Here is a 14,820-nt window from a genome sequence, read left to right on the forward strand (position 1 = left end):
GATACATTTGTCTTCCATCGACGACAAGAGTTCAAACTCGGGATTTGACGCCGATCGGTCAGGCCAGGATGACGGGCGGCGACGAGACACCCGCTGGGAAGGGGCGACCGCTGCCCGGGTCGCGCCGTCCTCCCACCGGCCTTTCTCCGGGTCGATGCGGTGCCGTGGGTGACGCATGAGGAGCGTGAATCGACCGGACGCGTTCGGCCCTCTGCTCGAAGGCGCGCCGCAAGGATGCTCGCTACGCCCGGAGCCTTGGCCGTCACGCGTTCTCGAACGCCCCCTCCCCGCGGGCGTGGCCAAAGCGGCAGGCTTCGGTCGGTTTCCCTGATGTCCTCGGCGAGACCGCGAAGCGGCGTCTCAGGCCGGCTTCACGATCGGAATGCCTTCCTCGCGGAAGCGCCCGAGGATCGAGAACAGGAGCGCCGAGCGCGTGGAATAAACGAGGCGCGGCCCGGACACGAAGGCGAACGCCTTGAACTGGACCTGACCGCTCTCGATCCCGTCGATGAACAGGCTGGGCGCCGGCTCGGCCAGCACCGCCTCGTGGGCCTCGAAGATCGCCAGCACGGTGCGGCGCACCGCCTCGGCATCGACGTCGAGCGGGGCGGAGAAGGCGACCTGGATGCGCCCGAGCGGGTTCGCCATGGTCATGTTGCGGACCGGCTTGGTGATGAGTTCAGAGTTCGGCACGATCAGCGTCGAGCGGTCGGCGATCTGGATCTCGGTGGAGCGCACCGAGATGCGCTTCACGTCCCCCTCGTCGGTGCCGATGCGCACCGTGTCGCCGATCTTCACCGGCCGCTCGGCGAGAAGGATCAGGCCCGACACGAAGTTCTGCGTGATCGCCTGCAGGCCGAAGCCGATACCGACCGACAGGGCCGAGACCACAAGCGCGATGCGCTCCATGCCGATGCCGAGCGAGGTCAGCGCCCAGAAGCTAGCCAGGATGATGCCGGCATAGCCGACGATGGTCGACACCGAGTTGCGCGCGCCGGGATCGAGGTCGGTGGCCGGCAGGTAGCGCTCGTCCAGCCAGCGACGGACGCCGCGCATCAGCGTGATGCCGATGGCGAGCGCGATCGCCGCCTTGAGGATCGCGCCCGGCACGATCGTGAAGCCGCCGATGCGGATCTCGGCCGACGAGCCGAACTGGTAGAAGATCGACGAGGCGCCGGGGCCCAGCGGCCCGGACAGGAGAAGGGCCGCCAGCACCAGGATCGCGATGCGCAGGAGCGCCGACAGGACGACGCCCAGCTGGCGCACCTGCGACTTGCGCAGGCCGAGACTTGCATGGAGCGAGCGGCCGAGCCGGCTTTCGGGCGCGAACAGCGTGGTGCAGAGGTCGTCCGCCACGACCAGCAGAAGATAGGTCGCGGCCGCGACCACGGCAGTCCAGATCGTCTGACGGCTGACGAAGAGCGCGAGGTTCGCATAGCCCTGGAGTGCGGCGACGAGGCTGATCGCCACGCAGATCCAGGCCGCGACGGTGGCGAGCGTCACCCAGGTCGTCGCTCCCCCCGGCTCGCGCACCTCCTCGCCCTGGCGGCGCCGGACGCGCCCGAGCGTGACGAGGACGGTCACGATCAGCGCGACATAGGCGAGCGCGGCGATCGCGTTGAGGAGCACCACGGCCGAGCGGCTGACGCCGACCGCGTTGCCTCCCTCGATCAGAAAGACGGCGAAGAACGAGACGAGGGCGGTCGCGAGCGGCAAGAAGCGCAGGCTCTCGGCCGTCTCCTCGGAGATCGGCAGGAGGCGCCAGGAGGATTTTCCGACAAGGAGCAGGCCGGCGCCGAGCGCTACCACGAAGCCGCCGACCCCGGCGGTCACGCTCAAGATCTCCGCCAGCGGACGCGTAGCATTGGTCAGCATGTCCGCCCAGTAGAGCGCGAGAAACAGCGCCGAGACGCCGAGCGTCGAGATCAGCGTGCCGACCAGAACGAACCAGAGCGCCAGGCCCGAGCGCCGGGCGCGCGTTGCCGGCACCTGGCGCACCGCGAAGTTGCGGCCCGCATCGCGCAGCCAGCGCCGGATCGGCACGAGGATCAGGAGCGCGAGCCCCAGGCCGCCCAGCACCACGGCGAGACGCGAGGTGGTGCGCGTCTCGAGGAGTTGCACGACGTTGTCGTGGGCGAAGTCGCGCAGCCGCGCCATGTCGTCGGGCAGGTTGCGCGCCACCGTCTGCCACAGAAGCGGCGACAGCGGCGAGGCCACCTTGCGGAACGTATCGCGGTTGAAGGCCTCGTTGATCTCGCGGATCAGCCGGTCGATCGTGTCCTTGGCGTCGGCGGCGAGCAACCGTCCGCGCTTGATCGCCGAGTCCACGGCATCGCGCTGCGCGGTGAGGCGCGTGCGCTGCTCCTGCACGTCGGGCGCCTCGCCCTCGCTCGGCTCCCCGAGTTCCGTCAGGCGCGCGTTGGCGGCCTCGAGCTCGGGGACCAGCAGCGCCGCCGCGTCGTTGGCGGCCGTGCCGACCGCCATCGCCCGGTCGCGCAGTTCCGCCTTGGCGTCCGTATCCGCGCCCGCGCCGTTGGCCGCGGCCTGGATGGCGGCCAGCTCGCCCGCCTGCTGGTCCAGCGTCGCGATCGGCGCCTTCGCCGCATCCGGCACGTCCTGGGCGCGCGCGGGCGAGAACACGAGCGGGACGAGAAGGGCGATCAGCGCGAAGAAGGCGGCAAGGCGGTTCGGCAAGGCGTCAGGTATCCCCATGATGACGGCGCGCCCCTCCCCCGGGACGGGACGTGGGGGGCGCTTTGCCGGGCAAATGCGGAGGTTTTATTGCAAAGGCCCCCGAAACGAACCGCCCTGCGCGCCGCGTCGTTGAGGGGGCATGAGTCTTGACCTTGCCGCCTTTGCCCGCGCCCTCGACCAGTTGCCGGACGGCTATCGGGAGGGTGCGTTCGCGGGCCGGCGCTGGGGCGTCACGCTGAACCAGTCGCCGGACGGTCGCCGGCGCTGGCTCTGGGGCGAGGAACTCGGCGGACCGGATCGGGTCAGCGCCAACATCTACCGTCTCCACGACGGCCTGCGCCTCCTGCCCTGCGAGATGCCGGCGGAAACCGTGGTCGCCTTCGTCCTCGGCTTCCGTCCGGACAGCCGCTGACCGGTCAAGCCAGGCTCACGGTGCGTTGATCGCGCCGGCCCGGAGCGGCTAAACGGAGGCGGACCGCCGCACACCGGCACCATCCGCATTCCGGAGGCCGTCATGCATGTCTTCGAGTCGCTTCTGGCGCTCCTGTTCGGCGCGACGCTCCTGTCGATGCTCGCGCGGCGCCTGCATGTGCCCTACCCGACGCTGCTCGCGCTCGGCGGCGCGCTGCTCGCCTTCCTGCCGAGCGGACCGCGCCTGGAACTGCCGCCGGACCTCATCCTCGCCCTGTTCGTGGCGCCGGTCCTGTCGGATGCGGCCTACGATTCCTCGTTGCGCGACCTGAAGCGCAACTGGGTGGAGGTCTCCTCGCTGGTGCTCGTCGCGGTCGGCCTGACGACCCTCGTCGTGGCGCTGGTCGTGCGCATCGCCCTGCCCGACATGCCCTGGGGCGCGGCGATCGCGCTCGGCGCCTTGCTCGCCCCGCCGGATGCGGTCGCGGCGCTCGCGATCCTGCGCGCCGTCGCGCCGCCCTATCGCCTGCGCGTGATCCTGGAGGGCGAAAGCCTCCTCAACGACGCCTCGTCGCTTCTGATCTACCGGCTCGGAATCGGTGCGGTGGCGGCGGGAAGCTTCAGCTGGGGCGAGGCGCTCCCGGCCTTCGCACTGGTGTTCGTGGGCAGCGCCGTGGCGGGCTTCCTGTTCGCACAGGTCACGCGCCGCCTGATCGGGCGCATGACCGACGGGCCGAGCGCCACGATCTTCCAGTTCGTGGTGACGTTCGGCGCCTGGCTCGGGGCCGAGCGGCTCGGCCTGTCGGGCGTCGTCACGGTGGTGGTCTTCGCGATCACGGCAGCGCGGGGCACGCAATACGCCATGCGCGCGCGTCTGCGCGTCGCATCCTTCGCGGTCTGGGAGACCGTGACCGTGGTGCTCAACGTCCTGGCCTTCACGCTGATCGGGTTGGAGCTGCGTCCGATCCTGGAGACGCTGACGAGCGCCGAGCAGGAGCGCTACATCGGCCTGTCGCTCCTCCTGCTTGTGGTGGTGATCCTCGTGCGCCTCGCCTGGGTGGTGGCCCATCACGGGTTGCGCCAGCTGCGCCCGGCCGCCGCGGACGAGACGCGCGTCGGCGTCGGCGCCTCGCTGGTGGTGGGCTGGTCGGGCATGCGGGGCATCGTCACCCTGGCCGCGGCGATCGCCCTGCCGGCGGACTTTCCGTATCGCGACTTCATGCAGCTCGCGGCCTTCGTGGTGGTGCTCGGCACGCTGCTGATCCAGGGGCTGACGCTGGGACCGCTCCTGCGCCTCCTGCGCCTGCCCGAGGACCGGACCGTGGACAACGAGCTGCGCCGCGCGCGCAAGACGGTGATCAAGGCGGGGCTCGCCGAACTCGACGGCGACACGTCGCCCGCGGCCCGCCGCATCGCGGACGAGTATGCCGAGGCGCTCTCCCACGCGATGGAGGGCGCGGACCTGCGCGAGCGTCCGGAGAACCACGTCCGCCTGCGCATGGTGGATGCCGCACGCCGCGAGATCGGTGCGCTTCGCGACAACGGCACGATCGGCGACGAGGCCTACCGCCGCGTCGAGGAGGAGCTCGACTGGCTGGAGATGAGCGCCCGGCCGCTGTGACGATCCGCGCCACGGCTCGCGTCGGAAACAGCGTCCGCGACGCAGGGAGGTCCCGGCCTTGCCCGCCGCACGGATGTCCGCATCGCGCGGAAGCCACCGGCGACGGGGTCGCCTCCGGCCCCATTCCTCGCCGTCGCTGGACGGGGCCGCTCGACGCGCCCCCGCCCGGTGCCGGCCGCCGCGCCTAGAGCTGGCGCTTGATGTTCTGCAGCAGGAACAAGTGCGTCTCGATCCCGGTCACGCCGACCAAGGAGGCGCCCCGAGCCATCGGATCCTGCCCGCTTCGGGCGTAGCGCTGGTGGATCTTCAGAAGCTCGCGATGCTCCGCGATCTGGCCGTCGACATACATCATGTCGAAGGTCGCCCCGTCGGCCGCCTGCAGCTTCTCGAGCATGGCGGCCTTGGGCTGCGGGATGCCGGCTGCACCCGGCTCGGAGCCGAACGCCTTGGCGACCGCCGCCTGTTCGGCGATCTCCAGACGGGCGAACTCCTTGACCGCGGCGTTTGTCGCCTTGCGCCGGGCCAGTTCGCTGGTCGCGGTCGAGAAGTCGCCGCCCTGCAGCGCCGGAAGCTTGGCGGCTTCGACGCCGGCCGGCTGGGCCACGGCGGCCGCCCCCAGCGGCAGCACCGAGACGGCGGCCGCGCCGACCAGGGATGTCATGACATGACGTCTGTTCACGGGTGTATCCTTGCAAGTTCGGTGAAGATGGCGTGTCGGCGCCGAGCTGGGCCCGGCCGCGTGCCTTTAGATGTTTCGCTCGATCGCGCCCTCGATGCGCCCGAGCAGGCCCTCCGAACCGGACTTCGACGTTTGTCCGGTCTGCGCCCCGCCATCGGGCCGCGCGGGAGCGAGCGAGGGCTTCCCGCCCATCGGCTGCGACTGCATCGCGACGAACTCACCCTTGCCGTCCATGGCGGGACCCGCGGTCCAGCGCCCTTCCGGGATCGAACCGTCGGTCATGTGCCCGAAATAGGCGTAGGAGTATTTCTGGTTCTCCTGCGACTGCGGGAACGAGTTCGGGATCGGCAGGTTGGCCGTCTCGCCGCCCATGTCCTCGAGCGCGGCCAGCCACTGCTGCTGGTGCATCGTGTCGCGGGCGATCATGAAGGCCAGCATCTCCTTCATGCCGGGATCGTCGGTCATGTTGTAGAGACGGACGGCCAGGACGCGGCCGCTGCTTTCGGCGGTGACGTTGGCGTACATGTCGGCAGCGATATTGCCGGATGCGTAGACATGGCTCATGTCGAACGGAACGCCGTTGGCGTCGACCGGCATCGCCGCCAGTCCGACCGACAGGATGTGGCGCATGTCCATGCCGTTCAGAACGGCACCGCCGGCGACGTCCGCCGAGACTTCCTCCTTCAAGGACAGCGGCGCGCCCTCGAGGTTCAGCGCGACCGCCGTCGCCAGCATCTCGATATGGCCGAGCTCCTCGGTCGCCGTGTTGAGCAACATGTCGCGATACTTGGCCGGGCCCCGCGCGCCGAAGGCCTGGAACATGTACTGCATGGCGACACGGATCTCGCCTTCCACGCCGCCGATCGCCTGCTGCAACGCCTTGGCGAAGACCGGGTTCGGCCGTTCGACGCGAACCGGGAACTGCAGCTTTCCATCCGTATAGAACATAAGGTCGTCCCTTCCTGTGAGGTCGAGGAAGGCCACCGCAGACTATCCGTTCCGATCAACGTCCATAACTATTGCTTAGTCAGGTCATATTTGCAGACCTAACGAACAATATTTAATTTTATTCGCTGGCTAAAATCTCTTCATCTGAGAAACTACAGTCAGGCGAGCCTGGCGACGCCTAGAACTTCGGTTCGTTATGGCAAGCCGCATACCGGGCGATCGCTGAACCGGTTCGGATGCTGCGATGCGACCATCCAAACAAAGCTGGCGCGGCCGTGGCGGCCCCTCATGGCGATCAGGGTCCGCGTCGCGTCCGGCCGGGTCTTACGAAACAGCGATCCGTGTCGCGGGTGGCAGCCGGTCCGGCTGTGCGAGCCGAGGGTCCACGGCCTCCCGTATGCGCCGCGCAATGCGGCTCAGGCAACCCGCGCCAGGCTCGACAGTACACGCGGTCGGTAGGTGCCGGCCCCCTTTTGGCCGACCAGGACGCCGCCACGCACCATGAGGCGCCCGCCGAGGATCACGTCCTCGGGCCAGCCGACGACCTCCAGACCCTCGTAGGGCGTGTAGTCGGCGCCGTCATGAAGGTCCGCATGACGGATCGTGCGGCGGGCCTCGGGGTTCCAGATCGCGATGTCGGCGTCCATGCCGATCGCGATCGAGCCCTTTCGCTCCAGGCCGTAGATCCGTGCGTGGTTGGTGGCCGTCAGCGCGACGAAGCGGGACAGGTCGATCCGCCCCTTCGTCACGCCTTCGGAAAAGAGGATCGGCAGGCGCGTCTCGACGCCGGGAATGCCGTTCGGCACGTGGCGGAAGCTCGTTCGCCCGCGCGGGTTCAGCTTGCCCTCCGCGTCGTCGTAGCGGAACGGGCAATGGTCGGAGGAGAAGAGGTCGAAGTCGCCGGTCTCAAGACCGGTCCAGCAGGCCACCTGCTCGGCTGCGTCGCGCGGCGGCGGCGAGCACACGAACTTCGCGCCCTCCCAGTCCATGCCCTCGAGGTCGGCGGCGGTCAGCACGAGATATTGCGGGCAGGTCTCGGCGACGACGCGCCGGCCGCGCGCCCGCGCCGCGCGGATCTCACTGAGCGCCGCGCCGTTGGAGACGTGGACGATCACCACCGGCACGTCGACGACCTCGGCGAGGCTGACGGCCCGATGCGTCGCCTCGCGCTCGACGGCGACCGGCCGCGTCGTGGCATGGGCGCGGGGCGCGACGTCGCCGCGCGCCTCGTGCTGGCCGACGAGGTAGCGGATCGCATCCTCGTTCTCGCAGTGGACCATGACCAGCGCACCGGTTCGGCGCGCGGTGTCCATGGTGGCGAGGATCTCGGCATCGTTCAGCCGCAGGTCCTCGTAGGTCATGAAGACCTTGAAGGACGTGTAGCCGTCGGCCACCAGCGCCGGCAGCTCCTGGCCGAGCACCGACGGGGTCGCGTCCGAGACGATCAGATGGAACGAATGGTCGGTGTAGCACTGGCCCTCCGCCAGGGCATGGTAGCCTTGGAGCGCCTCGCGCAGCGACTGGCCCTTGCCCTGCAGGCAGAAGGGCAGGACGGTCGTGTTGCCGCCCATCAGCGCCGAGCGCGTGCCGCTCTCGAAGTCGTCCGCCATGCGGATGCCCGCGCCCGACGGCTGCGAGATGTGGACATGGCTGTCGATGCCGCCCGGCAGGACGAGGCGGCCCGCGGCGTCCAGGGTCTCTCGTGCCGCGCCGACGCCCTCCGCGATCTCGACGATGCGCCCCTCGCGAATGCCGACATCGGCCCGGAAGACGTCGGAGGCCGTGGCGATCGTACCGCCGCGGATCGCCAGATCCAGCGTCACAGCTCGGGCTCCAGCGCGGCGATCAGCCGGTCCACCTCGTCCACCGTGTTGTAGTGGATCATCGAGACGCGCACGACGCCGCCGCGATCGAGCAGACCGTGTTCCTCGACGATGCGGCGGGCATAGAAGTCGCCGTGGCGGATGCCGACATGGGCGCGATCGACGGCCTCGACGATGCGCTTGGAGTTCTCGTCGCCCACCGTGAAGGAGACCGTCGAGACTCGGTCCTCGATCGCGGTGGAGCGACGCCCGATGACGCGCACCGAGTTGCGCGAGGTCAGGAAGTCCATCAGCCGCTCGGTGACGACGCGCTCCTGCTCCGCGATGGCGGCAAAGCCCGCCTCGATCGCCGCGCGGCCCGTCGAGCCGTCGGCCTGCCGTCCGAGTTCGGCGACGTAGTCGACCGAGCCGACCGATCCCCAGGCCGCCTCGTAGTTGATGTTGCCGGGCTCCAGCTTGTGGGGCACGCGGCTCTTGTCGAAGAAGTAGTGGTAGATGTTGTCGAGCGCTTCGAGCTTGTCGCGTCGGCCGTACATCACCGCATGGTGCGGTCCGAACACCTTGTAGACGCTGAAGACGTAGTAGTCGGCCTTGAGCGCCTGGACGTCGATCGCGCGGTGCGGGGCGTAGGCGACGGCGTCGACGGCCAGTTCCGCCCCCGCCTCGTGCACGATGTCGGCGATCTCAGCGATCGGGTTGATCGTGCCGAGGATGTTGGAAGCGTGCGTGACGCAGACGAGCCTGGTGCGATCGGTCATCAGCGCGCGAAGGTCGTCGAGGTCGAGCTCGAAGCTCTCGGGGTCGCAGCGCCACCACTTGATCGTGACGCCGCGCTCGGCATGGCGCAGCCAGGGGCCGATATGGGCCTCGTGGTCGACATTGGTCAGGATGATCTCGTCGCCCGGCTGGAGCCGTCCCGTCATCGCCTCCGACAGGAAGCGCAGAAGGATCGTGGTGCTGGGCCCCTCGACGATCTCGCTCGCGTCGCAGTTCATGAAGCGGGCGAAGGCCTGCCGCGTCTCGGCGACGCGCTGCGTCGACACGCGGCTCGGCTCGTAGGTCGCGCCGGTCTGGACGTTCGTCGTCAGGAGGTAGTCCGACACGCGGGCCGCCACGTCGCGCAGCACCTGGCTGCCGCCGGCATTGTCCATGAAGACCCAGTCGCTCCCGAGCGCGGGAAACTGCGAGCGGACGAAGTCGAGATCGAGCGACATGGGCATGGCTTTCATGGGACCGGGGTCAGCGCGCCTGCTGGCGGGCCGAGTGCTGCTCGAAGCGCGAGACGAGGCGCACGAGCGGCAGGAGGATGAGGAGGTAGAGGATCGCGGCCCCGATCAGCGGCGAGGGGTTGGCGGCGAGCGCCTGGGCCTGCGTCGCCTGCTTCAGAAGGTCGGGCAGCGCCACGACCGAGGCGAGCGCGGTGTCCTTCAGGACGTTGATCGAGTTGTTGGTGAGCGGCGGGATCACGATGCGGATCGCCTGGGGCAGGATCACGCGGCGCATCTTCGCCCAGGCATGAAGGCCGAGCGCGTCGGCCGCCTCGAACTGGCCGCGCGGGATGGCCTCGATGCCGGCCCGGAAGATCTCGGCCGCATAGGCGCTCGACACGGTGGCGAGCGCGAAGGTCGCAGCAAAGAAGGGCGAGAAGCGGATGCCGACGAAGGGCAGCGCGTAGTAGACGACGACCAGCCACACCAGAACCGGCAGCGCCCGGAAGACGTCGATATAGGCGATCGCCAGCCAGCGCACGGGCTTCGCCCCGTAAAGGCGGGCGAGCGCGAGGCCGAGGCCGCCGACAAGGCCGAGCGCGATCGACAGGAAGCCGAGCAGCACCGTCCGTCCCAGGCCGCTGAGCAGCAGCGGAAACGCGTTCCACAGGACGTCGACGTTGAAGAAGGTGGAGACGATGTCCATCGGATCTCGGGTTTGCGCGGCCGGAAGGGACCCGCCCGCTCAAGGGGCGGGTCCGTAAAACGATGAGATCAGAGCTTGGGCATCTCCGCCTCGCGGGCGGTCGAGGTCGATGCGTCGGGCGCGCTGCCGAACCAGGTCTCGTGCAGCTTGGCGATCGTCCCGTCCTTCTTCAGCTCGCCGATCGCCTTGGAGGCTTCGGCCGCCAGCGGCGAATCTTTGGCGAACATGATCGAGTACTGCTCGCCGGTCGGGATGCGCTCCACGACGGCGTATTGCGACTTGTCCTTGATGTAGTAGGCGACCGCCGGGATGTCGGAGACGTAGCCGTCGATGCGGCCGGCGGCCAGATCCAGCATCGCGGGCGACAGGCCCTCGAAGCGGCGGATGTCGGAGATGCCGTACTCGCCCTGGTGCTGGGTCGCCCAGATGTCGCCGGTCGAGCCCGTGTCGACGCCGACCACCTTGCCCTTGAGGCCAGCGAGATTTTCGATGCCCGACGACTTCAGGACCGAGAGCGACTGGTCGCTGTCGTAGTAGGGCTGCGCGAAGGAGACCGACTCCAGGCGCTTCTTGGTAATGGTGATCGAGGAGATCGCCGCGTCGATGCGGCCCGACTGCACGGCCGAGAAGAGGCCGTTGAAGGGGATGTTCTCGAACGAGACGTCGTCGTAGCCCATGCGCTTGGCGACCTCGCGAACGAGTTCGACCTCGAAGCCGACGGTCTGGCCCGAGGCGTCCTGGAACTCCCAGGGCACGTTTCCGATGTTGGCGCCGACCGTGAGGGTCTTGGCGGAAGCCGCGCCGGTCAGGGCGAGGGCGGCGACGAGGGCGGCGGCAAGGGTCCTGCGGATCATGGCGGCTCCTGCTTGAGGGAGGCTGACGGGGAAACGAGCGGTCTGCACACAAGCCGTGCAGGAGATGCTCAACGATCGATCACTTTTCTTGCATGCACTTCAGCAGTCAGACCGTATGCTCGATCTATGCCGTCGCCAAGCAAAAAGATACGTCGCCTCAGGCTGTGCGAGCGTGCGAGCGACCGCGCTCGGCTTCGGCATAGGGACCGAGGATCTCCATCAGGTCGCCGCGCGCGGGCGCCGCGCGCAGAAAGGCGCGCTCGGCCACTTGATCGAGATGGTGGGCCATGCGGTCGGCCGCCCGCTCGGGGTCGCCCGCCTCTAGGGCGTCGATCACAGCGCCATGCTCGTTGATCGCGCATTCCGGGGAATGGGGGCGCCCGAAGGTCGCGAGCGACAAGGACGAGCGGTAGGCGATCTCCCGAACGTAGCGCAGGAGCGTCGGCTTGGCGGCCATCTCGGCGAGCTTGACGTGGAACTCGGTGGCCAACCGAATGGAGTTGGCGTCCGGTCCGCCGCGCGCGGCCGCCTCCTCCGCCACATGGGCTCGGAGCTCCGCGACCTGCTCGGCGGTCAGGTTGCCGGCCAGCGCCCGCACGACGAGGCGCTCCAGCTCGCGCCGGATGTCGAATTCGTCGCGCGCCTCATCGAAGGAGGGTGTCGCGACCAGCGCGATACGGTTGCGGCGCAGCTCGACCAAGCCTTCCGAGGCGAGCTGTCCGAGCGCGTGCCGGGCGATCGTGCGGCTGACGCCGAAGCGCTCGCCGAGCGTGTCCTCGGGCAGCTTGTCGCCGGGGCTGAGCGCCTGTTCGAGGATGGCGCGTCGGATGGCCCGGCAGATGGCGGCGGCGCGGTCGGAGGCATCCATGCGGGAGACGATTTCCTGGAAAGACGCGGGACAGGACGCGTCTTCCATACCAGCTTATCCCAGCAGCACCCAAGCGCCGTATCGCAAGCGGTTCGTACAGTTACCCCGTCGAAGTGCATGCACCTTGACGGAATGCGGACGCTCGTTCGCCTTATGCTGTGAACGCCCTCATCCAGGCCAGTCCGTCGTCGGTTGCGCCCGTTGGCTTGTACTCGGCGCCGAAGGGTCCTGCGTATCCGGCGGCCTGGAGGGCGGGCAGGAGCCAGGGGTAGTCGACCTCGCCCCGGTCAGGCTCGGCGCGGGTGGGGACGGCTGCGAACTGGACGTGGCCGACAAGGTCCTTGTGCGCGGCAAAGCGCGTGACGAGGTCGCCGCCCATGATCTGCTGGTGGTAGCAGTCGAACAGGATCCGGACTTCGGGGCGCGCCAGCTGGCGCACGAGCGCGGCCGCCTCCTCCACCGTGGCGTGGAGGTAGCCGGGCGCATCGCGCCGGTTCAGCGGCTCGACCAGGACGCCCATGCCGGTGTCGCAGGCGAGATCGGCGGCATAGGCGAGGTTGGCGAGGAACGTCGCCTCGGCCCCCGCCTGCCCGCGCGCCGCGCCCGCCATGACGTGCACGCAGCGCGCCCCGATCCGCGCCCCGTACTCGAAGGCTTGCCCGATGGCCTCGCGCGCCTCGCCCTCGCGCCCGGGCAGGGCGGCGAGCCCGTTCTCGCCGGGCTGGCCGCGACGGGTGTTGAGCGAGAGCATCGGCAGGCCGGTCTCGGCAAGCGCGTCGGCCACCGCGCCTGCATCCGTCTCGTATGGCCAGTGGCATTCCACCGCCGCAAAGCCCGCCGCCCCGGCGCGCCGGATGGCGTCCGGCAGCGACAGCTCGCTCCACAGGAAGCCCAGATTGGCCGACAGCTCGATCATGTTCGCCTCCCTCACCCGTCCCATTCCACGTCGAAGCGCTTCACCACGCGCGCGACCTCGCCCTCCGACAGAAGGCGCGGATGGTGGCCGCGCGTGAGCAGCGCCAGGCGCGCGGTGGCCTCCAGCTCCTCCATGGCGTTGACCGCCGCCTCGAGGTCGCGGCTGGCCACGACCGGCCCGTGGTTGGCGAGAAGCACCGCCGAGCGCCGGCCCCCCAAGCCCCGGATCGCCTCGCCGGTGAGGGGGTCGCCCGGCACGAAGAAGGGCAGAAGCTTGACGCGCCCGAGCAGCATCACGGCATACGGGGTGATCGCGGGCAGCGCGTTCTCGGGGTCCACCTCGGGCAGCGTCGACCAGGCCACCGCATGGGCGGAATGCAGATGCACCACCGCCCCCGCCGTTCCGCGCGTCTGGTAGAAGGCGGCGTGAAGCGGCACCTCCTTGGTGGGCGCATCGCCCGACACGAGCTGCCCATCGGCGCCCAGCCTGGCCAGGCGCCCGGGGTCGAGGCGGCCGAGCGAGCGGCCGGTCGGGGTGACGAGCAGCCCACCATCGGGCAGGCGCACCGAGACGTTGCCGGACGCCCCTTGCGTCAGCCCGCGGTCGAACAGGCTGGCGGCCAGCCGGCAGACGTCTTCGCGAAGCTGGCTCTCGGCGCGGGCGTCGCTTGCGATCACCCCGCTCACGGTCGTCGCGCTTCCGGTCGCCCCGCTTCCGGGACGGTCTGCCCGAGCACGTCGAGCGCCTGCGCGAAGAAGCGCTCGTCGCCGAAGTTGCCCGACTTCAGCGCCAGCCAGAGCGGGCGCCCGCCGCCGGCGCCCCCGGCTTCCCCCACCCCGTCCGCGCGCACCGCCGGCACGCCGGCCGCGATCTCGGGGCCGATGGCCAGCGAGGCTAGGCCCAGGCCCTCCACCACCGCCCCGGACGTCTCGCCGCCCGCCGTCACGAGGCGCGTGACGCCCCCCGCCACCAGCCGGCGCGCCAGCTCGGCAAAGAAGCCCTCCACCGCGCCTGCCACGCGCTCCTGTCCAAAGCGCGCCTGCGCCTCCCGCACGACGCTCGGATCGGCCGAGGTGTAGACCAGCGGAGCGCCCGCCGCCGCGCCGCCCGCCCCGTTGCCTCCCTCGCCGCCCTCGCCCGGCCCCGGGTGATCGTCCACAAAGCGCAGCGCGCGCCCGACCGCCCCCGCCCCGTCGGCCACGATCTCGTCGGCCGAGACCTCCAGCCCCGGCGCGCCGTCCGCCAGATGGCGGCGCACCTGCGCGCGCGTCATCACCGAGCACGAGCCCGACAGGATCGCCGCCCGACCGCGCGAGCCCGCCCAGGCGTCCGCGTCGGGGCCGCGCACCGGGACCAGCCCCTCCCGGCGCAGGTTCTCCGGCAGGCCCAGCGCGATCCCTGAGCCCCCCACCAGAAGCGGCCAGTCGGCGGCCGCCTGCCCGATCGCGTGCAGGTCCTCGTCGCGGATCGCGTCCACCACCACCAGCGGGCGGTTCGCCGCGGCTTCCGCTAGCGCGCCTTCGCGGATCGCGTCCGCCCCGGCAAACACCGTGGACGCCGCCACGTGCCCGACACCGAGCTGTGTCTGGTAGCCCAACCAGCGCCGGATGTCGGGATCGCGCATGGGGGTGAGCGGGTGGTCGCGCATGCCCGACTCCGACAGGAGCGCGTCGGCGACAAACAGGTGCCCCTGGTAGAGCGAGCGCCCCGCGCGCGGAAAGGCCGGGCACACCAGGACCGGGCCCATCGCCGCCGCTCCCGCACCCAGCCGCGCCGCCAGCGCCGCCCGCAGCGCCTCGGCCACCGGGCCGATGTTGCCGCTCCGCGTCGAGTCGAACGTCGAGCACACCTTGAACAGGATCTGCCGGCAGCCTTGCGCCAGGAGCCAGTCCAGCGCACCCAGCGACAAGGCCACCGCCTCACTGGCCGCGATCGTGCGCGACTTCAGCGCCACCACGCCCGCCTCGACACCCCGCTCCGCCGGACCCGACGGAACCCCCGCATACTGCACGACCCGCAAGCCACCCCGCGCCAGCGTGTTCGCCGCATCCGACGACCCCGTGAAGTCGTCCCCGATGATCCCAAGATGCAT

At 70.0% G+C, this 14,820-nt stretch carries 13 protein-coding genes; 2 read left to right on the forward strand and 11 right to left on the reverse strand.

Annotation, left to right across the window (positions count from 1 at the left end; all coding sequences use genetic code 11):
• Positions 1 to 360 precede the first annotated feature (360 nt).
• On the reverse strand, positions 361 to 2,694 hold the full coding sequence (locus tag BLQ76_RS17510; protein WP_139184041.1) for a DUF3772 domain-containing protein: 2,334 nt from the start codon (positions 2,692 to 2,694) through the stop codon (positions 361 to 363).
• 139 nt (positions 2,695 to 2,833) lie between these two features.
• Between BLQ76_RS17510 and BLQ76_RS17515 the strand changes: the two genes are divergently transcribed.
• Positions 2,834 to 3,106 (forward strand): hypothetical protein, encoded by a 273-nt coding sequence (locus BLQ76_RS17515; protein WP_090676018.1) that lies wholly within the window; start codon positions 2,834 to 2,836, stop codon positions 3,104 to 3,106.
• 102 nt (positions 3,107 to 3,208) lie between these two features.
• Entirely contained in the window at positions 3,209 to 4,726 is a 1,518-nt protein-coding gene (locus BLQ76_RS17520; protein ID WP_090676021.1) for a cation:proton antiporter, read from the forward strand.
• Positions 4,727 to 4,910: 184 nt separating this feature from the next.
• On the opposite strand, the gene BLQ76_RS17525 is transcribed toward BLQ76_RS17520, so the two are convergent.
• From BLQ76_RS17525 to otnK, 10 genes are all read right to left on the reverse strand, one after another.
• On the reverse strand, positions 4,911 to 5,405 hold the full coding sequence (locus BLQ76_RS17525; RefSeq protein ID WP_139184042.1) for a DUF4142 domain-containing protein: 495 nt from the start codon (positions 5,403 to 5,405) through the stop codon (positions 4,911 to 4,913).
• Positions 5,406 to 5,471: 66 nt separating this feature from the next.
• Positions 5,472 to 6,353, reverse strand: coding sequence for a manganese catalase family protein (locus tag BLQ76_RS17530; RefSeq protein ID WP_090676026.1), 882 nt, complete (start codon positions 6,351 to 6,353; stop codon positions 5,472 to 5,474).
• A gap of 416 nt (positions 6,354 to 6,769) precedes the next feature.
• A complete protein-coding gene (hydA, locus tag BLQ76_RS17535; RefSeq protein WP_090676028.1) occupies positions 6,770 to 8,176 on the reverse strand; it encodes a dihydropyrimidinase in 1,407 nt (468 codons plus the stop codon).
• Positions 8,173 to 9,390, reverse strand: coding sequence for a cysteine desulfurase-like protein (locus BLQ76_RS17540; RefSeq protein WP_090676031.1), 1,218 nt, complete (start codon positions 9,388 to 9,390; stop codon positions 8,173 to 8,175). Before BLQ76_RS17540 ends, hydA begins: the two co-directional genes overlap by 4 nt.
• A 25-nt stretch (positions 9,391 to 9,415) precedes the next feature.
• Positions 9,416 to 10,090 (reverse strand): amino acid ABC transporter permease, encoded by a 675-nt coding sequence (locus BLQ76_RS17545; protein ID WP_090676033.1) that lies wholly within the window; start codon positions 10,088 to 10,090, stop codon positions 9,416 to 9,418.
• Positions 10,091 to 10,158: 68 nt separating this feature from the next.
• Complete coding sequence (locus tag BLQ76_RS17550; protein ID WP_090676035.1) at positions 10,159 to 10,944, reverse strand: transporter substrate-binding domain-containing protein; 786 nt, start codon at positions 10,942 to 10,944, stop codon at positions 10,159 to 10,161.
• Between the two features lie 157 nt (positions 10,945 to 11,101).
• Positions 11,102 to 11,812, reverse strand: a complete 711-nt coding sequence (locus tag BLQ76_RS17555) for a GntR family transcriptional regulator (protein WP_090676037.1) — start codon at positions 11,810 to 11,812, stop codon at positions 11,102 to 11,104.
• 151 nt (positions 11,813 to 11,963) lie between these two features.
• On the reverse strand, positions 11,964 to 12,728 hold the full coding sequence (locus tag BLQ76_RS17560; protein ID WP_090676040.1) for a hydroxypyruvate isomerase family protein: 765 nt from the start codon (positions 12,726 to 12,728) through the stop codon (positions 11,964 to 11,966).
• Positions 12,729 to 12,739: 11 nt separating this feature from the next.
• A complete protein-coding gene (gene otnC / locus BLQ76_RS17565) occupies positions 12,740 to 13,414 on the reverse strand; it encodes a 3-oxo-tetronate 4-phosphate decarboxylase (RefSeq protein ID WP_244519706.1) in 675 nt (224 codons plus the stop codon).
• Positions 13,411 to 14,820 (reverse strand): 3-oxo-tetronate kinase (otnK, locus tag BLQ76_RS17570; protein WP_090676043.1); only part of this gene is annotated, 1,410 nt, incomplete at its 5' end. The genes otnK and otnC, both read right to left, overlap by 4 nt.

This window comes from Aureimonas jatrophae (genome assembly GCF_900104035.1).
GTDB lineage: Bacteria > Pseudomonadota > Alphaproteobacteria > Rhizobiales > Rhizobiaceae > Aureimonas > Aureimonas jatrophae.

What these genes read in the sequence shown, in the direction of transcription:
- BLQ76_RS17520 (WP_090676021.1), top strand. Translation starts at nt 3,209, where the DNA reads ATGCATGTCTTCGAGTCGCTTCTGGCGCTCCTGTTCGGCGCGACGCTC.
- BLQ76_RS17560 (WP_090676040.1), bottom strand. Translation starts at nt 12,728, where the DNA reads ATGATCGAGCTGTCGGCCAATCTGGGCTTCCTGTGGAGCGAGCTGTCG.
- BLQ76_RS17555 (WP_090676037.1), bottom strand. Translation starts at nt 11,812, where the DNA reads ATGGATGCCTCCGACCGCGCCGCCGCCATCTGCCGGGCCATCCGACGC.
- BLQ76_RS17545 (WP_090676033.1), bottom strand. Translation starts at nt 10,090, where the DNA reads ATGGACATCGTCTCCACCTTCTTCAACGTCGACGTCCTGTGGAACGCG.
- BLQ76_RS17515 (WP_090676018.1), top strand. Translation starts at nt 2,834, where the DNA reads ATGAGTCTTGACCTTGCCGCCTTTGCCCGCGCCCTCGACCAGTTGCCG.
- BLQ76_RS17530 (WP_090676026.1), bottom strand. Translation starts at nt 6,353, where the DNA reads ATGTTCTATACGGATGGAAAGCTGCAGTTCCCGGTTCGCGTCGAACGG.
- BLQ76_RS17550 (WP_090676035.1), bottom strand. Translation starts at nt 10,944, where the DNA reads ATGATCCGCAGGACCCTTGCCGCCGCCCTCGTCGCCGCCCTCGCCCTG.
- BLQ76_RS17540 (WP_090676031.1), bottom strand. Translation starts at nt 9,390, where the DNA reads ATGTCGCTCGATCTCGACTTCGTCCGCTCGCAGTTTCCCGCGCTCGGG.